The sequence below is a fragment of the Vibrio sp. S17_S38 genome, from assembly GCF_014694375.1.
Lineage (GTDB): Bacteria > Pseudomonadota > Gammaproteobacteria > Enterobacterales > Vibrionaceae > Vibrio.
This window is the reverse complement of sequence record NZ_JAAUWW010000002.1, coordinates 16,529-38,835: the sequence shown is the minus strand read 5'-3', so window position 1 is coordinate 38,835 and position 22,307 is coordinate 16,529. Positions and strand designations below refer to the sequence as shown.

Here is a 22,307-nt window from a genome sequence, read left to right as displayed (position 1 = left end):
GCGCTTAACTGTCTGCTGCCATTTCATTTAATGCACGAATAACCGTTTCGTCTAAATGACCTCCATAGACTTGCTTGCAAACTTTTCGCCTAACCGCCAAACCAGCAATCACACGCTCTATTGATAAATGCTTATCTTTTGATTCTTGATTAAATAATTCAACCGTTTTACTCAATGTTTCATACGGTACGATGGTTTCACCGACTCGTAGCCAATCGAGCTTGTCAATGAGCTCATCGCATTCTTCTTTGATAGAAGCATATGGATGCCCTGTCATAGCCGAAAGAGCCGTTAAACTGCGTTCTAGCGCTTCTGGTGAAGTATATTTAGATAGAGTAATGATCAACTCATCAGCATTAATTTCAACTAGGTGTTTTTTCTGTTTCACGCGGCGACCTAATCGCCCACGTGGTGACGGAGCTTTACGTTGGATAGGCTCAAACTCACCATCAATGATTTCAGCCAATTCTTGCAGTTTCTGCTTTGATACTAATTCATGGCGCAGTGGGTTTGGCAATGTAGGTGCCATATTTCTCTTACCAGCATTGGTGGTCCTTGCACGAGAGAAACGGAGAACTTCTTCAGCATCGCAACGAATATCCATCTGATAATCAATGATCTTCTCTTTTTCCATAATATTGGTGATCGTTAAGTGATACCCCCACAAATTAACGACAAAAAGATCTTTTGTAGATTTACCTTCCGAAAGTTTCTTCAACTCCCGAATAAGATCCATTGAAAATCGACGCCATTCGATGTTCCTAGAGAGTTTCTGATTAATTTCACTGAGTAGCATAGATTCAGTCAAACGACGTACTAGACGGCTTCTAAAGAAGGTATACAGCTGGAAAACCAAGGTATGTTGCTTCAAAATCTCTGGAGGGAATAAGAAAAAGTAATCTTTAGTCAATAATTCTTCAAAAAAGGAAGGTTCCCAGACCAGAATGTACAGATTAGGTTTGATCCTGATTTCACCGGCTGAGTTTTCAGTTGGTGCTTCATCGGACGCCGTGATCGTTCGAGCAATAAATCGGAAACGATCACTTTTAAATCCTTCTGGCATGTTTTCGCTTAGCCAGCGACCCGTTAACTCATGCAATTGAAAATCGGTAAATTCAATACGGTCGATACTGTCGCGAATGGAATCTCGAGCTGGGCCACTGTCTTTTTTACCGCGTAAAGATAGGATATCGGTAATATACAACGGTGTCTTGTTTGGCATTTGTTTCGCATCAACATGAAAATCATCTTGATGGTGTTCATGGTATTGAACGGTGAGTGTAAACAAGGCAAACAGAGTCATCAGATCATCAACGGTCATAATATTTTTTGATGATCTTGTTTCAATGATTGCGCGTGTTCCAGAAATAGTAACCATTGATTTTTGGTAACTTTTTCTTGTTCTTGGCGGGGCTAATGCTTGATCTATGATCCCTGCCCAATTAGTCGGAGAGACAATGAATTGATCCGCTTCATTTCTCATTGCTGGTGGTGTATATAAACCATGCTCGTTGAGTAGCTGTCGATTAACTTGGGTTTGTGCTAATGCTTTTGAGCGCTTTTGGATTTCAGTTTGTCTAGTAAATTCAGTTTTTAAGCTGCTTGATCCCAACAATGATATTAATTGATTTGGGTTAACAAACGTATGCAGCATCGATTTTCCTGCTAATCCTTCTTCAAATCGGACAGGAATTTGTTGGAATAAACCGATAGAAACGGCTGCCCGTAATCGTTGTTGAATTGCGGCTCGAGTTAATTGGCCATCAGTTGCTTCAATTAATTCAGTGGTAGAGACCAGACCATCTTTGCTTGATAAACCACGGAGTGAAATGAGATTAAGAAGTTCAATAATACTTCGCGTGACACCTTTGAAATGTTGATATTGTTCAATCCAATTAATAATTTGATCTGAGATCTTAAATAAATGACCGTCTTTGTGTGTTCGAGGTAATTCAATTAAGATCTTTTCTTGGCTTGACATAACAATTCCATTTCGCATTTATCGTAATGAGTACATAGTTCCAAGAGAATAAAGAAAAAAGATCAAAAAAGAAAGAAAAAAATGCTCTTGATTTATATAACTGATCTTTTGTTTATATGATCTATATTGTTTATATGATCTAATGATCTGGCTGGCGATTTCATTGTAATTAATTGTATTTAAATAGATTATTTTTTTAGATTTGGAAAGCATGATCATTGATTAATTAGAAGCATGATCAATGTAAGATCGGAAGTATGATCAATTTCATTTAGAAGCATGATCATTAATTAATAGAAGCATGATCAATGTAAGATCGAAACTATGATCAATAAAAATAGACATGTTATCCACAGGATTTTTCATTTTTTGTGGCCATATGTTGAGCTGATTATCGATAAGATAAACTAAGGCATCTCTTTTTTATTCATTTTTATGTTAATGATGCTTTTTAGGAACGATGATCAAGAGTTCGGCGGTGTTTCCTGATTATTTAATAATAATATATTGTTAATTCAAATTACATCCATCGTAATCTAGATAAGGCTTTACATGCTTCCACTTTAGATTAAGCCTTGATCATTGATCCTAATCCCCCCGCCTTCGTATTATTTCTATTTTCATGGGCTATCCTTGATCATGGTTCTGTTTGGTGCTCGCTTTGCTATCTAGAAGCATGATCAAGAAGGAATCTATATTTTCCCCTTATTCACTTAGTATTCCTTGATCATCTTTCCGCTATTATTCAGATCTTATAAGTTTATAGGGCTGATATTCTTAATTAATTATCTTCAATTTCTGTATTTTTTATGGAATTTCCCTTTTTAATCATGCTAGAAGTTATAGCTTTTATTCATTTTTATATTTTTCTACGTGATTTCTGAGCCAGTAATATAGGTTATAGGAATAAATTGTCCGAGACTTCTTTATCTATACTCTTTTTAAATGTGCTTTCTATATTAAACATTAGAATTTTTCGTTATCGCTTATTTGAAACTACATTGGCTGTAGTTTAGCCAATTAAGATAATCGTTCCGTATATAATTGATGGTCTAAGTTATTATATTCCTATCTGGATGGGATATTTACATTGTAAATTTGTGACGCTGTAACACTTTTTTGGTTTTGATATTATCAAGGGATTTATCATGTAAAAAATAGTATTAAAATAGCGCTTTACAGAGTATTTACAGTTTTATGAATGAAGTTACCTATTTTAATGAAAAATAATTAATAAATAACCGTTCAGCTTATTGCTGAATTTTGGTTTTTTGTTGTACACTCTTTATCTCGGTCGAATGATTGGAATTACTGATGAAAAGAGAACAGACAATTAAAAATCTGGAACGTCTAGCTGAACTGACGAAGCAAGTTCAAGCGGATCGTATCGAGATTGTTTTAGAAGAGCGTAAAGAAGAACATTTTCCTCCAATGTCGAAGGCATTAATGGAAACTCGTTCTGGTCTAACTCGTCGTAAACTCGATGAAGCTATCGCAAAAATGGAAGCAAATGGCCACCAGTTTACTAAAAATAATGCTAATCATTATTCCATTACATTAAGCGAAGCTCATCAATTAATGGATGCAGCCGGCGCACCAATGTTTTATCAACAAAAGAAGAATACATCGAATAAACCTTGGATTGTAAATGTGCAGAACCAAAAAGGTGGCACAGGGAAATCGATGTCAGCCGTTCATGTAGCTGCTTGTTTGGCGTTAAACCTTGATAAACGTTACCGTATTTGTTTAATCGATTTAGATCCACAGGGCTCTTTGCGTTTATTTTTGAATCCACAAATTAGTGTGGAAGACCGTGATGAAATCTATTCTGCTGTTGATGTGATGCTCGATAATGTGCCTGAAGGTGTCGATGTTGATGCGGAATTTTTACGCAGAAATGTGCTGTTACCTACTCAATATCCTAACTTAAAGACGATTTCTGCCTTTCCAGAAGATGCGATGTTTAATGCGGAAGCTTGGCAGCACCTTTCACAAAACCAGTCTCTTGATATTGTTAAGTTATTGAAAGAAAAGTTAATTGATAAAATTGCTGATGACTTCGATATTATCATGATGGATACCGGACCTCATGTTGATCCATTGGTATGGAATGCAATGTATGCCTCTAATGCTCTTTTGATCCCTTGTGCTGCAAAACGTTTAGATTGGGCATCGACGGTTAACTTTTTCCAACATTTACCTACTGTATATGAAATGTTTCCTGATGATTGGCAAGGCTTGGAATTCGTTCGGTTAATGCCTACGATGTTTGAAGATGATAATAAAAAACAAGTTTCTGTATTAACGGAGATGAATTATTTATTGGCAGAACAAGTCATGATGGCGACGATCCCAAGAAGTCGTGCTTTTGAAACCTGCGCCGATACTTACAGTACCGTGTTTGATTTAACCGCGAGTGATTTTGAAGGTGGCAAAAAAACGCTAGCCGTCGCGCAAGATGCGATTCATAAAAGTGCATTAGAACTTGAGCGAGTGATGCATAGTCACTGGGCATCATTAAACCAGGGGAATGAATAATGGCGATTAAAACGTCTGAACTAAACGCAAAATTATTTGGCAAAGCGAATAAGCGTCGAGCAACTTCACCTGTTGAAGCGCAAGCTGCTGTCAAAGAAAAAGCCCAAGTGATTGAATTAGCGATTGCAGGGAAAGAGCTTGTTGCTTTTGAACTGATGTCGATCCCTGCGGCTGACATTGAAAATAAAACGGTCGTGTTTGCTCAAAACTCTCGTGAACAATCGTTCTTAAATGAGCATGCTTTATCCGATATTTTAGTGACATTAAAGGAACGTGGTCAGCAATATCCAGCGGTTGGTCGACGTAATAAAGATGGTAAAATTGAAGTTCTTGATGGCAGTCGTCGTCGTATGTCATGTATTTTGGCACAAAAAGACTTCTTAATTTATGTGGCAGATGATATCGAAGCTGAGCATGCTAAGTTTTTATCGGATGTTGCGAATACTCATAAGCCGTTATCTTTGTATGAGCGTGGGCGTGAAATGCAGCTTAAGTTGGATTCTGGCCAAGCAACGGATCAAAAATCTCTAGCGCAAATATTCCAATGCAGCGAAGCTTTAGTGAGTGGCGCATTGAAAGCGGCGGCTTTACCAATTGAGATATTGACGACCTATCCAAATGTTAGTGATGTCGGTCGTCCAACTATCGTGAAGTTGCACAAGTTATATCACTCATTACCTAAAAAATCACAAACATTATTGTTGGAAAAATGTCGTTCACAACAAGGTGATATTTGGAAGCAATCAGGCTCGCAAGGTGTTGCCCGCTTAACTAAAGATGTTTCTACTCAGTTAGAAGATTGGATTGAAGAGCTCCACCCGACAGAGACGAAAAAAAGCGTAGATAAAGTGGATTTGGTCAAAGGTCGCATCAGCTATTTGCGTAAAGGGTCTAGCTTATCTTTGTCACTTAAAAAAATAGATGATGAAACCATGCAAGCCATTTTGGATTTTGTCCAAAGTAAGATTGATTAATTAATGTGATGTATCTATAAGCCGCGCATTTCATCGATGTGCGGCTTTTTTACGCCTATGGTATGCTTACCTTATTCGATTTTAACCGTGTGATAGTATGAACGCCCTCTCTTCTTTACTGCAATTCCAGACTCAATTAACTCAGAATGGACATCGCTCTGCCGTTTGTTTCAATCTTGATGATGCAGATTCAGAATATCTTATTCAACAGTATATTCACCATGCGGGTTTATCTGGTTCCCAAATCGCTTGCTTTGGAAAGAAAGAAGATATTATTGGTGATTTTAAGCATAGATGTTTTGATTATAAGCAAGGCGCACAAATTTTAGGGCAGGAAGCTGAGCTATTGATTTTTGACCTAAGAGCCGGTTTTGATGCCAATAGTTTCACTGCTGCATGTGGTGCATTAAAAGCAGGAGGTTTGCTATTCATTATTAATAGTGATCAGCTTGTATCATCGCATAGTAAAATGTGGTTACAACAGCATCTAACTCAATGGCCACGAGTTGAAGAGCTAGATTCACCTTTACTTTTTTCTTCCGATGACAATCAGATTGTGAAATCAAATTTACCGACGGTTTTTATTGAAGGTAAAACTCAAGATCAGCTTGCTGCAATTGAAGGAATTAGGAAGGTATTATCGGGGCATCGAAAGCGACCTTTAGTATTAACGGCTCATCGTGGACGAGGTAAATCGGCTTGTTTAGGAATGGCTGCCGCTCAACTTATGTCTGAACATCCACGTACGATAATAATTACCGCGGCTTCAATCAAATCATTATCAAGCGTATTTGACCATGCTATTACTGAATTAATATACGCTAAATTCGAGCAAAATATAAAGCAACAAAATCGAATGTCTCTGGAATTAGATAACGGCTCTCGCTTGTTGTTTATCGCGCCAGATAAACTGCTGTTAAATAAGCCTGAATGTGATTTATTGTTGGTTGATGAAGCTGCCGCTTTACCTTTATCAATGTTGAAACGAATGACCCAGCATTATCATCGTATGGTGTTTAGCTCAACGGTACATGGCTATGAAGGTTGTGGGCGTGGATTTACGCTTAAATTTATGCAGTGGTTAGATGAAAACCGCGATGGTTGGAAGCATCAAGAATTACTTCAACCAATACGTTGGCAGCAAAATGATCCATTAGAATTATGGCTATTTGATACTTTCCTGCTAGCGAGTGATATCACACCTGCCCCAACATCGCACATTGATATTCAATTACAGCTTATCGATAAAGAGCAATTGCTAAATCAACCCGCCCTCTTACATTCTGTGTTTGAATTATTGGTGAATGCGCATTATCAAACGACGCCTAATGATTTGTTCCAATTACTCGATGACCAAGCAATGAGTTTATACATTATTCAATCTCAAGATTCATTATTGGGCTGTATTGTGATTAATCTAGAAGGTGGTTTATCGCCTGAGTTGGTGACAGAAATCCAACAAGGAAAGCGACGACCTAAAGGGTATTTAGTCGCCTCTTATCTATCTAATCATTTATCCATTGAGCAAGCGGCGATTCAAACTAGCGCACGAATCATGAGAATTGCGGTGCATCCAGAATGTCAACGCCAAGGTATTGGGCAGCAAGCGTTGAACTTACTGCAATTAGAACTTATCGATAAAGTTGATTTTCTTTCCACCAGCTTTGGAGCGACATCGGATTTAATCCGATTTTGGTCTGAGCAATTTAGTTTAGTTAAGTTAGGCAGTCACCGAGATCAAGCGAGTGGTTGTTATTCTGCAGTGATGATTGCCCCTCTATCTTTTGATGCCCAGACTTGGCTTGAAAGTACACATGACCGCTTTGGACAAGAATTTAAATTTTTGCTGTCTAACGTTTTTCAATATTTAGAAGTTGATGTGGTGATGGGAATCTTGACTGAGCAAATTTCTAAGCCATCGGTTATAGATAAGTCACCTTTAGTTGAAAACTATCTTCAAGGTGGCAATAGTTTTGAATCTGTCCATTTTGAGTTAGACGATTTTGTTTGGCAGCGATTATGTGGAAGCTATTCATTTTCAGATATGGTTGGACTCGACTGCCTCGTGTCCCGTGTATTGCAGCAACAATCATGGAAAGAAGTAGGGGAGTTATGCCATTTGTCAGGCCGAAAAATGATTGAGCAGCAGATCAAACAAATAATAGCATTGTTATAAACCTTCAATTTACAGTGTAAATCCATCTGTCGTTAATATTTGGGGTATTGATTTACACTGTAAATTACCATTTCTAATCTTTATATATGACACATCTAATTATGTTCATCTCAGTTAATCTGCCATTAGATAATAGGTATATTTCATGACTCCTATGATATGTATTTTTAGCTCTCTATTTTTAAGGAAGAACAGGACATTTTTTGTCATACGCTTTTTAATTTTAGACTTGTCTTGCTATTGAGTTAAGCGCAAAATTAAGCAACATAAACTTAAGGACTTGTTATGAAACTTTCTGATATGCGACGTGAATATGCTTTGAGTGCATTAAAGCGTAAAGACTTAGCGATAAATCCAGTTGACCAATTTAATCTATGGTTACAACAAGCGATTGAGTTTGATTTAAAAGATCCAACGGCCATGACAGTTGCGACTGTCGATGAACATGGACAGCCCTTTCAACGGATTGTGTTACTTAAAAATGTCGATGACCAAGGCTTCGTTTTTTATACCAATCTTGGTAGCCGTAAAGCTCAACACCTACAACACAACAATAAAATTAGCTTACATTTCCCATGGTATGCGATGGAGCGCCAAGTTCATATTACTGGTACGGTAGAAAAACTTTCGGCTATGGAAAATATGAAGTACTTCACTTCTCGCCCGAAAGAAAGCCAACTTGCAGCGTGGGCTAGTAAGCAAAGTAATCGAATTTCAGCTCGCGGCGTGCTTGAAGGGAAGTACCTTGAACTAAAAGAAAAGTTTGCAGATGGTAAGATCCCAGTACCTAGTTTTTGGGGAGGCTACCGAATTAAAGTAGACAGTATGGAATTTTGGCAAGGTGGTGAACGTCGCTTGCATGACCGTTTTATTTATATGAAGTCAGAACAAGATCAAAAAGAATGGGATATTTCTCGTTTAGCACCTTAAATTATCGATTGGGTGAATTAAAGATCACCTAGATTTACACTGTAAATTAAAATCTGATATAAATTTGCTAATTATTAATTTGATTTATAAAGAGTTATTGGAATTACCATCTCCGTAGTTTGATATGTCTTGATCATCGTTCTGGAACTATGATCAAGTAAGATCTTAATGAATGCTCAGGAAGTAACTTTTTATGGCTGAATTTGATATCAATACGCCACCTAAAACCGCACAGTTGATCACGCTTCCTAGCTATATGGAAAGGCATCAACATGATTACACTCAGATCGTTATAGGATTAAAAGGTCGTGCGGAATTTGAAGTCGATGGGGAAGTTCGGCTGATTGGACCTGGGCAAGGTTGTATTGTTCGTGCTGCTTGTGAACATCGTTTTGGCGGTATTGGTTTATCGGATATTTTAGTGCTGAATTTCGTCTTCGATGAAGATCACTTTTTCGACGATAAACGACTAAATAAAGAAGAGCTTGATGACGTAATACATCGGGATAAAAATCAATCTCAAGTTCGTGCTCTGGTAAATGCCTTATTAGAAAAAGAGGTGTATTTTCAACTCGATTTACCTATTCAGCAATTGGTTAAATTATTAGTACAGGAAATAGAATCAAATCCCGATGATCAATGGTTATGCCAAGCCTGCCAAGACACTATCATTGCCTTATTACACCGTCACACTAAACCGTTTGAAACACTCAAAAAAGGCAACCGCTTGAATATGGATCTGATTGATCGTTATATTCATCAGCATTTAACCAATAAGATATCAGTATCCGATTTAGCGGCATGTGCATTTTTAGGTGAAAGTCATTTTCATCTATCTTTCAAATCACAGGTTGGCTGCACACCACATCAATATGTTCTACAAAAAAGAATTGAGCTGTCAAAAACTTTAATAAGAGAAGGACAATATAATCTTGGTCATATTTCTCAATTAGTTGGCTTCTCCGACCAAAGTGTTTTCACTCATAACTTTCGCCGTATGGTAGGGGTTTCTCCGTCGCTATATAGAAAAATGTCGTATAATTCTGAAAAATATTAGTTACTTAAAATATGTGATCATGTTGGTTTTTTGTGAACAAACTGAGTTTTAATCAAATAAAACGGAGTTTTTATCAATTTATGTTGTTTAAATGGCACTACACTCACCTCATTAATAGGTTCATAGAGTGAGAACTGTGCATGTTTACTGCAACGGATGTATTATCAAAAGAATTTAATCAGCAACCATTATCCGATCTTTGGGCTTTAATTTCGCCTTTATACATGGTGGATGAATCTACTTGGCTCAATCAGCTGCTTCCTCTTGCCACACCCAGTGAGCAAGAAAAACAAACCATTCAAGATAAAACGACACAACTTATCCAAGCCATCCGTGCGGATAAAAAATCGGTGCAAATGATCGATGCTTTATTGTTGGAATACAGCCTAGACACGCATGAAGGTATTTTATTGATGTGTTTAGCTGAAGCCTTGATGCGCATACCTGATGCAGCGACTGCCGATGCTTTAATCCGTGATAAATTAAGCGTGGCAGATTGGAAATCTCATTTGAAAAATTCTGATTCGGTCTTTGTTAATGCCTCAACTTGGGGGCTGATGTTTACTGGCAAAGTGATTGGTCTGCACGAATCTCAAACTCAAAGTCCATCACAAGGCTTGAGCCGTTTGGTGAATAAATTCTCTGAACCAGTTATTCGTAAAGCTATGCATCAAGCGATGAAGATCATGGGGCATCAGTTTGTGCTTGGCCGTACTATTATTGAAGCACAAAAAAATGGTAAGAGCATGCGAGAGAAAGGATATACCTATTCTTACGATATGCTTGGTGAAGCGGCGCTTACTACTGATGATGCTAAGAAATATTTTAACGATTACTTAATGGCAATCAGCGCAGTAGGCAATGATAAGTTTAATCACGATGTTAGCCCCGCACCTTCGGTGTCTATTAAGTTATCTGCTTTACACCCTCGCTATGAAGTCGCGAATAAACATCGCGTGATGACGCAATTGTATGCCACGGTTGAGCAATTAATCGTTCATGCCAGGCAACTGGACGTAGCATTAACCATTGATGCAGAAGAAGCGGATCGCTTAGAAATATCTCTAGAGTTGTTTGAAAAACTTTATCGTAGTGAAGTGGCGCAAGGGTGGGGTAAGTTTGGTTTAGTTATTCAAGCGTATTCTAAGCGAGCTCTGCCTGTATTAGCTTGGCTTAACGCTTTAGCCAAAGAGCAAGGGGATATGATCCCACTTCGCTTAGTAAAAGGTGCTTATTGGGACAGTGAAATCAAATGGTCACAGCAAGCCGGTTATAATAATTACCCTGTTTATACGCGTAAAGAATCGACAGATGTGGCTTACTTAGCGTGTGCTCGTTTTTTATTAAGCGATCATGTTCGCGGCAATATCTTCCCTCAATTTGCCAGCCATAATGCCCATACCGTAACCGCTATTGCGACAATGGCGACTCACAAAGAATTTGAATTTCAACGTTTGCATGGCATGGGTGACTCGCTTTATCACCATGTCATGGCAGCTTATCGTCAATCTGTGCGTATCTATGCGCCAGTCGGAAGTCATAAAGACTTACTGCCGTATTTAGTCCGTCGATTACTGGAAAATGGCGCTAATAGCTCGTTTGTGCATCGTTTAGTGGATGCGCGTTGTCCGATTGAAGATTTAAACCAACATCCGGTTGATAGCTTACTCGCTCATGAGCATTTTTATAATCCAGCGATCCCGCTGCCTCGCGCTATCTTTGCTGATAGAAAGAATTCATTAGGCGTGAATGTCGATATTCTAAGTGAAGCGGAACCATTTGAAGTCAAAGTGAATCAATGGTTAGAAAAAACATGGCAATCAGGCCCAATCATTAATGGTAAGCAGCTGTATTCCAATGATAATCATCGACAAGATCAAGTAAAAGACGAAAGCATGATCAAGGATGATAATTTGTTAGATACACAGATCCAAATAGTGACTGCACCTTATGATAGAAGGATCCAAGTTGGATCTGTGCAGTTTTCAAACCTTGATCATGTTTCCGCTGCAATTGAGGGGGCGCAATCATGCTTCCGTGAGTGGAACAGGCTTGGCTATCATGCTCGAGCGGAGAAATTAGACCGTTTAGCCGATCTTTTGGAAGATCACTTGGCTGAGTTTGTGGCTTTATGTCACAAGGAAGCGGGTAAAACCATTCATGACAGTATTGATGAAGTTCGTGAAGCGGTCGATTTCTGTCGATTTTATGCCAAACAAGACAGTATCTTTACGTTGCAATCTACGGTTGATTTTGATGGTAACGAACGAGATATGACTCGTGAGGGAAGGGGGGTATTTGTTTGTATTAGCCCGTGGAACTTCCCATTAGCCATTTTCTTAGGTCAAATATCAGCCGCTTTAGTCAGTGGCAATACTGTAATCGCCAAACCTGCCGAGCAAACCAGCTTAATTGCTGCACGTGCAGTGGAGTTGATGATAGAAGCGGGTTTTCCTACTGGTTCAATTCAATTACTACCGGGTAATGGCGCACTGGTTGGGCAAGCTCTGACTTCTCATCCCGCTATTGCAGGCGTTGCTTTTACTGGTTCAACCCCAACCGCGCAACGTATTAATGCGACTTTGGCTGAGCGTGAAGCAAGTCCTGTCCCTTTCATTGCTGAAACGGGTGGTCAAAATGCTATGATTGTGGACAGTACAGCGTTGCCTGAGCAAGTGGTGCGTGATGTGTTACGCTCCGCATTTGCATCAGCAGGGCAGCGTTGTTCCGCATTGCGCGTATTATATGTGCAGCACGACATTGCTGATCGTATCGTGAGTTTAATCAAAGGTGGCATGCAGGAGTTGTCGGTCGGCTTGCCTTACCTGCACAGTACCGATGTTGGTCCTGTGATTGATACGGCTGCAAAAGATAAATTAATGACTCACATTGAGTTAATGCGTAAATCTCATAACGTGATTGCCGAATTAGCTTTAAATGATGAGTGCCAACAAGGTGATTTTATCTCGCCAACAGCCATTGAGATTAGTGATATCAACGTTTTGACTGAAGAAAAATTTGGTCCGATTTTGCATGTGATTCGTTTTAAAGCTGATGAGTTACCTAAAGTTGTACAAGATATAAATCAAACAGGTTTTGGCCTGACTATGGGCGTGCATAGCCGTAATGAAACTACGTATCGTTGGATAGAAAAACACGCACGAGTAGGTAACTGTTATATCAATCGCGATCAAGTTGGCGCCGTCGTTGGGGTTCAACCGTTTGGTGGGCAGGGGTTATCGGGTACAGGACCAAAAGCAGGTGGACCACATTATTTATATCGGTTTACTCAATTCGCCTTAACTCAACCTTTAAGTGATTCAGAAACCAATTCAACTCAGGCTTAGGAGTGTCATTATGCAAACAATAACGCGTTTTTCAGAAGTGACGGTTTTTGATGCTAGAACAGCATGGGAACAATGGAACTTAACTGAGTACTCATTTAAAAGTGAGTGCTTACTTTCGGTATCTAAATCACTTAATCAAATCGATGCTACGCTTAGTAGTGTTATGGTTCATCATATTCAACAAGCCCAAACTTTTATTGGTGAGCCTAAGTTGATGCCCGGACCTACGGGTGAAACGAATGAATTGTACTGCGCTGGGCGTGGTGTCTGCGCTTTGATTGTGACGTCATTATCCGAGCCAAAAGAGGATGTTCAAAAAGCGGCGATCCGTTTATTAACAACGGCACTTATTGCAGGAAATAGCGTCGTGATTTGTTGTGATGACGAAGCTTTTAATCACACACTTCAGCAAGCATTTGGGGATTCGTTACCTGCTCATTTGGTTCAAATTGTGGCTTATGATTCTTACGCTAAATTGATAGAAAGTAATATCAGCATTGCTGCTGTGGTGGTCGATCTACAGACTCAAATTGAGATGAATCGTTTATTAGCACAAAGAACGGGAGCGATTGTTCCTTTGATTGTAGAAGATCCGCAAAACATCGCGTTATCGTTTGATCCTGCTTTGGTACTGCGCTTTATTACCGAGCGAACACGAACAATTAACATTACTGCTGTTGGTGGCAATGCGACCTTGTTAGAATTAGGCAGTGAACATTAACCATAAATTCATCTGTGCTGGTAAGAATAGTTCGAACTAGCACTGTTTAACCCTTCAGGATAGAAGGGCTTTTTTATATAAAGGGGAAAACCTATGATCGACAATAGCTGGGCTATTAGCGGTACATTTATTGCGTATTTAATCCTGATGCTTGCCATTGGTTATTACGCTTATAAACGAACATCAAACTCAACCGATTACTTTCTTGGAGGGCGGACTTTAGGTCCTTGGCCTGCAGCATTATCTGCTGGTGCTTCTGATATGAGTGGCTGGTTATTGCTTGGTGTTCCAGGTTATGCGTATGCATCAGGGCTTGAAGCTACGTGGATTTGTGGTGGGTTGCTCATTGGGACATGGCTTAACTGGCTTGTGAGTGCTAAACGTCTTAGAACTTACAGTATTACGACGGATGCGATTACCATTCCTGACTTTTTATCACGCCGATTTTTAGATAAATCGAAACTGATTCAAACCATTTCTGCTTTTTTCATTTTGTTATTTTTCTTGTTCTATACCAGTTCTGGTTTAGTGGCAGGCGGGAAGTTGTTTGAAACCGTATTTGGTTTGGATTATCACATTGCCGTAGTAATTGGCGCTGTATGCGTTATTTCATACACGTTATTTGGTGGTTTCTTAGCAGTAGCATGGACTGACCTTGTTCAAGGTTTATTGATGTCGGCGGCGCTGCTAATTGTACCAATTGCAGCCATGAATGGTGGCTTTTCTCAATTAGATATGGATGTTACGTCGATCAATCCTGAGCTGCTTGATATGTGGACCAATGCGAAAGGTGAACCTATGACGGCGATCGCGATTATATCGCTAGTGGCATGGGGATTAGGCTACTTTGGTCAACCACATATTTTGGCGCGTTTTAAAGCCACTCGTAGTAATAAAGATTTAACGGCAGCGCGTCGAATTGCGGTTATTTGGACTGCACTTTCAATGGTAGGTGCTATTTTAGTTGGCCTGACTGGCTTAGTTTACGTAACCGGAAATCCGTCGTTTGTATTAGCTGATGGAGAAAAAATATTCATGATCCTTGTGAATGCTATTTTCCACCCAGTTATGGCGGGTATTTTATTGGCGGCTATTCTTGCTGCTATTATGAGTACGGCGGATTCTCAGCTACTAGTTTCCTCTTCTGCGCTTGCCGAAGATTTCTATAAGCAAGTCTTTAAGCAAGAGGCGACTTCAGATGAAGTGGTTAAAGTTGGTCGCTTTGCAGTGGTCGGATTATCGGTATTAGCGTTAATGCTTGCCATGAATCCAGACAGTTCAGTATTGAGCTTAGTATCTTATGCTTGGGCTGGATTTGGCGCGGCCTTTGGTCCTACGATTGTGCTTAGCTTGTATTGGTCTAAAATGAACCGTAATGGCGCTTTAGTGGGTATTCTTGTTGGTGGTATTACCATCGTAGTGTGGAAACAATTAACAGGTGGTATTTTTGATGTTTATGAAATCGTACCGGGTGTTATCTTCTCTACTATTTCGGTTATTGCCGTGAGTCTATTAACCGGCGGCCCAAGTGATGAAGTATCTCAACAGCATAAGAAATTTAAACAACAATTGATCGATCTTGATTAAAGATAATTGATCGATAGCTATAAAATATGGGCCTCTAAAGCATTCGTTTTAGAGGCTCAAATCATTGAGTTTTTAAAGATTAGTAAAAATCTAACCGACTTCAAATTTTTCTAAATAGCCCTATACATCTCAAATAAACCCGAGTATCTTTAAACTTAGTCTTTAGTAGATTATTTATTTGAAAGATACTTTAAAAGTCTTCGCAACACCTGCTATACCAGTCGTGTCATGAAGTGTTTCCTTTCTAAGTTTCTTATGTCCTGTGCGGATTATTCAATAGATATTTTACCAATGGCTATAACCACGCTACATGCGTAATTGATTAGTAAAATATATAGGATTTACCCATGTCTAAGACAACTGGTATCGTTAAGTGGTTTAACGAAGAGAAAGGTTTCGGATTCATCACTCAAGAAAATGGTGGGGCAGACGTATTTGTTCACTTCCGTTCTATTACTGGTGAAGGTTTCCGTACTTTAGCTGAAGGGCAAAAAGTGGCGTTTGAAGTTGAGCAAGGTCAGAAAGGCCCTCAAGCTGCAAACGTTGAAGTACTCTAATCTAGTACTGAAAAGAATTTAAAAAAGCCGCACTCGCTGCGGCTTTTTTGTTTTCCTTAACCTCTATTTTTACTGTTATCACCTATTCCTTAGGGCTCAAAGGTTTCGTATGTCTACATTGCTTAAAACTCACCAAACTCTGTATCGAGATCATGATTTTTCTAAGCAAGATCTACAAGATTTGGTATTTGATAAGTGCCAATTTTATGGCTGCAATTTCTCTCGTTCAGATTTGACTGAAACAAAATTTATTGATTGTGTTTTTATAGAAAGTGGCAATATTTTGGGATGTGATTTTAGCCATGCGAAACTGAAGGAAGCTAGCTTTAAAAATTGTAATTTGAGTATGGCTATTTTTGACGGTGCAGATGCCTTTGGTATTGAAATGCGCCATTGTCATCTGAAAGGGGGGAGCTTTTTTCGTACAAACTTTGCAAACCATATAACTCATAATACTTATTTTTGTTCAGCGTACATTACTAACTGCGATCTTTCTTATGCCAATTTAGAACGTCAAAAATTAGAGAAATGTGATTTATTTGAAAACCGTTGGGGTGGGGCTAACCTTTCTGGTTCGTCTTTTAAAGGTTCCGATTTATCTCGTGGTGAGTTTACTGCTGAACAATGGGAACAGGCGCAGTGGAATGATGCAAACTTGTCACATGTTGATTTGAACGGTTTGGATATTCGACGCATTACCTTAACTGGCGTGATTATTTGTCAATGGCAACAAGAGCAATTGCTGAGTAATTTAGGATTAGTAGTGGTATCGGATAACGCATAAGTGTATTGAAAGCAGAGATAGAATTTCATTTAAAGTAAGCGTTATACTTCGGTAACAAGAATATATTTAATTAGGAACGTAATATGGCATCAGATTTTTATGGAAGTAGTGCGGCTTATGCTCGCCAAGAAAGTGGCTATCGCGAAAAAGCACTCAAAATTTATCCGTGGGTGTGTGGCAATTGTGCCCGTGAGTTTGTGTACTCAAACCTTCGTGAATTAACCGTTCATCATAAAGATCACGATCATACCAATAATCCAGAAGATGGCAGTAATTGGGAGCTACTGTGTTTGTATTGTCATGACCATGAACATTCAAAATACAGCGATCATGACCGTTATGGTGCGGAAATTACACCAGGACGAGATGACCATGTTAGCGCGACTCATAATCCATTCGCGAACTTGAAAGATTTATTGAAAAAATAAAGATCCAGTGACTTAGCGCAAGCTTGATGTTAGTAGATTAACCTAAAAATTACCCAATAAAAAACGAGCTACTTGAGCTCGTTTGTTGTATTTGAAATAGTATTAATCGACTAATTTCATTTCTTGGATAATATCAGAAGCAATTTCTGGTTTGGTGCTGGTTGGCGTTGCATGCAGTTCTGCTTTTAATTGACCTTTACGGTTTTTCAGTCCGGTTTCTAATTTTTTAACGGCTGCTGCAATGGCTGGGTACATCACTTTATCTTCAGCTTTTGCTGAAATTCGTACACCTTCATAGTTTGAGAACGTTTCGACATGATGCTCATTATGCTGCTTGGTAATAATAATGTCGCAGCTGATTAAATCAGGAAAGTGAGAAGCTATTTTTTCGAATTTATTTTCGATTTCCGCACGAGAATCATCACTGATGGATACATGGTGAGTTTGAATATTTACTTTCATATGCAATACCTTCTGTTGAACGCCTTAAATAATTTATGGCGATGTTCTAGATCAATCTCTATTTCCAACCTAACAAAATTTTTTCTGTTAAGCAAAGCCATATAATGAGTTTAGTGATAAATAAACTGCTTTGCTTTTTCTTTGAGCAACAATTGGTTTTTAGTTGCTCAAAGAAAGAGTATATAACAAGAGAAAACAGCTATTGTGAGCTGATAGCCGTCTCTTTATTATATATTTTTAAATCTTTGTAACTTAATGTGCCGATAATACTTTTTTACTTTGATAGATTTCTTTCTTACGGCGTTTTTCAGCTCTTGCCATAATGAACCAAGTGGTAAACGTAAATAAAGACACACACAGTAAAATAATGCTCGCGATAGCATTTATCTCAGGCTTTACTCCTAACCGTACGGACGAAAATATTTCCATTGGTAGTGTGGTCGCTCCTGGTCCGGATACAAAACTGGCGAGGACTAAATCATCTAACGATAGTGCAAAGGCCATCATGCCACCAGCAACCAAAGATGGCGTGATCATTGGAATGGTAATTTGAAAAAATACTTTCCAAGGCTTAGCGCCTAAATCCATAGCCGCTTCTTCCATCGAAATATCAAGTTCACGCAAGCGAGAAGATACCAAAATGGCCACATACGAACTAGTAAACGTAGTGTGAGCAATCCAAATGGTCATCATTCCTCGTTCAATTGGCCAACCGATAAGATTATTCATGGCCACAAAGAGCAATAGCAAAGATAAACCGGTGATCACTTCTGGCATCACTAACGGAGCGGTTACTAATCCACCAAATAAAGTCTTACCATAAAAGCGTGGAATGCGAGTCAGTACAAATGCCGCCATCGTGCCTAATGCCACTGCTGAGATTGCGGTATAAAAGGCAATCTCAAGTGAGCGAAATACCGCGCTCATTAATTGAGTATTTTCCCAAAGTGAGCCGTACCATTTTATTGACCATCCACCCCAAACTGTTACCAATTTGGATGAATTAAATGAGTAAATAACCATGATCACTAAAGGCAAATAGATGAAGACTAAGCCTAAAATCAACATGATATTGGCAAAACCAAAACGTTTCATTGCGGTTCCTTTAAATACGAAATGCTTAACCCTCAAGCTCTTTTGCTTGAGTACGATTAAAGAAAATAATTGGGATCATTAATACGACTAGCATGACCACGGCTAGTGCTGCGGCAACTGGCCAGTCTCGGTTGTTAAAGAATTCTTGCCATAACACTTTACCTATCATTAATGTATCCGGACCACCAAGCAGCTCAGGGATCACAAACTCACCCACCACAGGAATAAATACCAGCATACAACCTGCAATAATCCCTCCTTTAGATAACGGAACGGTTATTTGCCAAAAGGTTGAAATATTACGGCAACCTAAGTCAGATGCCGCTTCTAATAAGCTTTGATCGTGCTTGGCTAAGTTGGCATAAAGCGGCAGCACCATAAAGGGTAAATACGAATATACAATCCCTATATACACTGCTAAATCGGTATTGAGGATATGTAAAGGTTCACTAATCAAACCTATATGTTGTAAAAAACCATTTAATAAACCGTTATTGCTTAAAATTCCCATCCAAGCGTAAACCCGGATTAAAATTGCTGTCCATGTTGGCATCATGATTAACAATAATAAAATGGTCTGGGTTTCTTTTTTTGCTTTTGAAATTGAATACGCCATTGGGTAGCCGATCAGCAAACAAGCAATGGTGCTGATCAGTGCCATTTTCAAAGAACTTAAATAAGCAGCAAGATATAATCCATCATCGCTCAGTAGCAAATAATTCCCCATATTTAGCAAAATGGTGAGCTGTTCATCAGCCCAACTCACCAACTCTGTATAGGGTGGAATAGCAACATCTGCTTCAGAAAAACTGATTTTCAGTACGATAATAAATGGCAATAAAAAGAAGATAAACAGCCAAAAGAAGGGCATTCCAATGACAAGTTTACGGCCAATTTTTTTATCAAGCTGCTTTAGATTTAGAATTGTCATTGCAGTACCACACCGCTGTCATCTTCCCAATATAAATAGACCTTATCTTCCCATGTTGGGCGTTTACCGTGGCGTTCAGCGTTGGCGATAAAGGCTTGCACAATTTTCCCCGACGGTAACTGAATGTGGTACACCGATGAACCACCAAGATAGGCAATGTCGTATACTGTTCCAGTTGTCCAGTTAAAGTCTGGATGCTCTAGATCGTCAGGTAAGCGAGTACTCATTAACAACTTTTCAGGGCGTAATGCATAAGCGACTTTCTTGTTTTCAGCTTGCGAGCTGATCCCGTGTCCCACATAAATCGGTTGTGATAAATCGACACAAGCAATCGTGGCGTGATCTTGTGCATCTTCTACTAACATGCCATCAAATAAATTGACGTTGCCGATGAACTCACACACTAAACGGTTCACAGGGGTTTCATAAATATCCATCGGGCTACCAATCTGCTCAATACAGCCTAAATGCATGATTGCTACACGCTGTGCCATCGTCATTGCTTCTTCTTGATCATGTGTGACCATGACACACGTTACTCCCACACGCTCGATGATTTCGACCAGCTCTAATTGCATTTGAGAGCGCAGTTTTTTATCGAGTGCGCCCATTGGTTCATCTAACAACAACAGCTTTGGACGCTTGGCTAAAGAGCGAGCCAAAGCCACACGCTGACGTTGACCACCTGATAGTTGGTGTGGTTTACGTTTAGCGTATTGAGTCATATGAACCAGTTTTAGCATCTCATCAACACGTGCTTTAATTTCATCTTTTGGTAGTGAATCTTGCTTCAAGCCAAAGGCAATATTTTGCTCTACGTTCATGTGTGGAAACAAAGCGTATGATTGGAACATCATATTAATCGGACGATCATAGGGCGCCATGTCGGTGATATCGACACCATCTAGAATAATTCGACCTTCGGTTGGTTTCTCAAAGCCCGCTAGCATGCGTAATAAGGTCGATTTACCCGAGCCTGATCCGCCTAGCAGAGCAAATATTTCACCCTTATTAATACTAATAGAGACATTATCGACAGCTAATGTATCGTCAAATTGTTTACTAACACGATCAATCTTAACTAGGATTTCTTTTGGTTTTGACTGACGTTCAAGGGCTTTTTTATAGGCGCTGGAGATAACCATGCGTAACTCTCACTATAACTTCAATTATTTGGGAATATGTTTAATAAAAAAGGCGCCCACTGTCGGACGCCTTATTCGCTGTTACCCAAATTGTTGGGTAAATGCTTTAGGCTTTATCGACCTGTCTTTATCTTAGTCCAAGTACGTGTCATTACACGTTGGGTCTTGGATGGCAAATCGCTAATGGTATAAATATTTTTGAGTGTCGCGTCATTTGGATAAACACCCAAATTATTACGCAGTTCATCTTTTACAAACGGTGTCGCCGCTTGGTTTCCATTGGCTGCACTGACTTCATTGGTAATATTAGCAATTACTTCAGGCTTCATTAGATAATTCAAAAACATATGCGCTGCTTTTACGTTTGCCGCGTCGGCCGGAATAGCCATCATGTCAAAGTAACTGCCTGCACCTTCTTTAGGGATCACATATTCAATATGATTACCGTTATTGGCTTCATTAGCACGAGCTTGAGCTATAAATAGGTCATTAGAATAACCAACCGCAACACAGATATCACCATTGGCTAAATCTGAAATATATTTAGATGAATGGAAATAACTTACGTTCGGGCGAATCGATAAAAACAGTGCTTCAGCTTGTTTAATGTCATCTGGCTTTTGCGTACTGGTATCTAAATTCAAGTAATTTAATGCCGCTGGTAACATTTCTGTTGGTGAGTCTAAGAATGAAACACCACATGACTTTAATTTTTCCATGTTTTCTGGTTTAAAGACTAAATCCCAAGAATCAACAGGCGCTGCGTCACCCAGAACTTTTTTTACTTTATCTACATTGTAAGCAAAACCAATTGTGCCCCATAGATATGGTATAGCATATAAATTACCTGGGTCACTTGGTGCCAATGCATTTAATAGCTCAGGGTTTAAGTTTTTCCAGTTAGGCAATTGAGAACGATCTAACTTTTGGAAAACACCTGCGCGAATTTGTTTAGCTAAAAAGTTGTTTGATGGCACAACAACATCATACCCAGAACGACCAGCCAGAAGTTTCGCTTCTAAGACTTCGTTGCTATCGAATACGTCATACACCACTTTAATACCACTTTCTTTTTCGAAGTTGGCAATGGTGTCTTCAGCGATATAACTACTCCAGTTATAAACATGAAGGACTTGGTCATCTTGAGCGAAAGCTTTTGTTGACGTTAATAATACAGTAGAGGTGAATAATGTTGTCACCGCCATGGATGCGGTTAAAAGTGTTTTTTTCAAAGACATGGTTTTACCCTAAAAAGCGATCAAAAAGATCGGGTTGCAAAGCACACCAACCTCTAACTTAACGCCAGCATTCCTTCTGGTGGGGGATAACTGATTTGGGTCAGGTTGAACATAAATTAAACTAAGATTTATTTATGCAGTATAAACAAATCCTAAAAAATTGAAGATTCAATATGACGTTTTCTGAGTGGGGTGCATGAAGGGAATATTCACCCATACTCTTAGATTTGCAACCTACGCCCATTAACCTTGCGTTAACGATTAGCGGCACTTAAATGATTTGTGACTAAAGCACTAATAAAGAGCTAAAGTCAGTAACTTGAGTGCGGTGGTTGGTACTTTCTTGCGAAGAACAA

The 22,307-nt window shown here is 39.1% G+C and carries 17 protein-coding genes; 11 read left to right on the top strand and 6 right to left on the bottom strand.

Annotation, left to right across the window (positions count from 1 at the left end):
* Positions 1 to 4 precede the first annotated feature (4 nt).
* Positions 5 to 1,981 carry a replication initiator protein RctB domain-containing protein gene (locus HC725_RS01710; RefSeq protein ID WP_190330043.1) on the bottom strand — a complete coding sequence of 659 codons (1,977 nt, stop codon included), beginning with the start codon at positions 1,979 to 1,981 and terminating at the stop codon, positions 5 to 7.
* 1,314 nt (positions 1,982 to 3,295) lie between these two features.
* Between HC725_RS01710 and HC725_RS01705 the strand changes: the two genes are divergently transcribed.
* From HC725_RS01705 to HC725_RS01655, 11 genes are all read left to right on the top strand, one after another.
* A complete protein-coding gene (locus HC725_RS01705; protein ID WP_190330042.1) occupies positions 3,296 to 4,519 on the top strand; it encodes an AAA family ATPase in 1,224 nt (407 codons plus the stop codon).
* A complete protein-coding gene (locus tag HC725_RS01700) occupies positions 4,519 to 5,493 on the top strand; it encodes a ParB/RepB/Spo0J family partition protein (RefSeq protein ID WP_190330041.1) in 975 nt (324 codons plus the stop codon). The genes HC725_RS01705 and HC725_RS01700 overlap by 1 nt, the downstream gene beginning before the upstream one ends.
* Positions 5,494 to 5,590: 97 nt before the next feature.
* Positions 5,591 to 7,669 carry a GNAT family N-acetyltransferase gene (locus HC725_RS01695; RefSeq protein ID WP_190330040.1) on the top strand — a complete coding sequence of 693 codons (2,079 nt, stop codon included), beginning with the start codon at positions 5,591 to 5,593 and terminating at the stop codon, positions 7,667 to 7,669.
* Between the two features lie 285 nt (positions 7,670 to 7,954).
* Positions 7,955 to 8,599: a pyridoxamine 5'-phosphate oxidase gene (pdxH, locus tag HC725_RS01690; protein ID WP_190330039.1), complete on the top strand. Its 645-nt coding sequence runs from the start codon at positions 7,955 to 7,957 to the stop codon at positions 8,597 to 8,599.
* A 193-nt stretch (positions 8,600 to 8,792) separates the two neighbouring features.
* The gene (locus tag HC725_RS01685; protein WP_190330038.1) at positions 8,793 to 9,656 is read left to right on the top strand and encodes an AraC family transcriptional regulator; all 864 of its coding nucleotides are present in this window, start codon (positions 8,793 to 8,795) and stop codon (positions 9,654 to 9,656) included.
* A 140-nt stretch (positions 9,657 to 9,796) separates the two neighbouring features.
* Positions 9,797 to 13,003 (top strand): bifunctional proline dehydrogenase/L-glutamate gamma-semialdehyde dehydrogenase PutA, encoded by a 3,207-nt coding sequence (putA, locus tag HC725_RS01680; RefSeq protein WP_190330037.1) that lies wholly within the window; start codon positions 9,797 to 9,799, stop codon positions 13,001 to 13,003.
* Positions 13,004 to 13,010: 7 nt separating this feature from the next.
* On the top strand, positions 13,011 to 13,724 hold the full coding sequence (locus HC725_RS01675) for a 1-pyrroline-5-carboxylate dehydrogenase (RefSeq protein WP_190330286.1): 714 nt from the start codon (positions 13,011 to 13,013) through the stop codon (positions 13,722 to 13,724).
* A gap of 93 nt (positions 13,725 to 13,817) precedes the next feature.
* Positions 13,818 to 15,311, top strand: coding sequence for a sodium/proline symporter PutP (putP, locus tag HC725_RS01670; RefSeq protein WP_190330036.1), 1,494 nt, complete (start codon positions 13,818 to 13,820; stop codon positions 15,309 to 15,311).
* A gap of 347 nt (positions 15,312 to 15,658) precedes the next feature.
* On the top strand, positions 15,659 to 15,868 hold the full coding sequence (gene cspE / locus HC725_RS01665; protein ID WP_190330035.1) for a transcription antiterminator/RNA stability regulator CspE: 210 nt from the start codon (positions 15,659 to 15,661) through the stop codon (positions 15,866 to 15,868).
* 109 nt (positions 15,869 to 15,977) lie between these two features.
* A complete protein-coding gene (locus HC725_RS01660; protein WP_190330034.1) occupies positions 15,978 to 16,652 on the top strand; it encodes a Qnr family pentapeptide repeat protein in 675 nt (224 codons plus the stop codon).
* Between the two features lie 83 nt (positions 16,653 to 16,735).
* Positions 16,736 to 17,080, top strand: coding sequence for a YajD family HNH nuclease (locus tag HC725_RS01655; RefSeq protein ID WP_190330033.1), 345 nt, complete (start codon positions 16,736 to 16,738; stop codon positions 17,078 to 17,080).
* A gap of 102 nt (positions 17,081 to 17,182) precedes the next feature.
* Here the strand turns inward: HC725_RS01655 and hpf are convergent, their stop codons facing one another.
* The 5 genes from hpf to HC725_RS01630 all read right to left on the bottom strand — a co-directional run bounded on the left by hpf (position 17,183) and on the right by HC725_RS01630 (position 21,951).
* The gene (gene hpf, locus HC725_RS01650) at positions 17,183 to 17,542 is read right to left on the bottom strand and encodes a ribosome hibernation-promoting factor, HPF/YfiA family (protein ID WP_190330032.1); all 360 of its coding nucleotides are present in this window, start codon (positions 17,540 to 17,542) and stop codon (positions 17,183 to 17,185) included.
* A gap of 252 nt (positions 17,543 to 17,794) precedes the next feature.
* Positions 17,795 to 18,637: an ABC transporter permease subunit gene (locus HC725_RS01645; RefSeq protein ID WP_190330031.1), complete on the bottom strand. Its 843-nt coding sequence runs from the start codon at positions 18,635 to 18,637 to the stop codon at positions 17,795 to 17,797.
* A gap of 25 nt (positions 18,638 to 18,662) precedes the next feature.
* Positions 18,663 to 19,568 (bottom strand): ABC transporter permease subunit, encoded by a 906-nt coding sequence (locus HC725_RS01640; RefSeq protein WP_194687843.1) that lies wholly within the window; start codon positions 19,566 to 19,568, stop codon positions 18,663 to 18,665.
* Positions 19,565 to 20,713, bottom strand: coding sequence for a polyamine ABC transporter ATP-binding protein (gene potA, locus HC725_RS01635; RefSeq protein ID WP_190330030.1), 1,149 nt, complete (start codon positions 20,711 to 20,713; stop codon positions 19,565 to 19,567). Before potA ends, HC725_RS01640 begins: the two co-directional genes overlap by 4 nt.
* A 113-nt stretch (positions 20,714 to 20,826) precedes the next feature.
* Positions 20,827 to 21,951 (bottom strand): polyamine ABC transporter substrate-binding protein, encoded by a 1,125-nt coding sequence (locus HC725_RS01630; RefSeq protein ID WP_190330029.1) that lies wholly within the window; start codon positions 21,949 to 21,951, stop codon positions 20,827 to 20,829.
* Positions 21,952 to 22,307 lie beyond the last annotated feature (356 nt).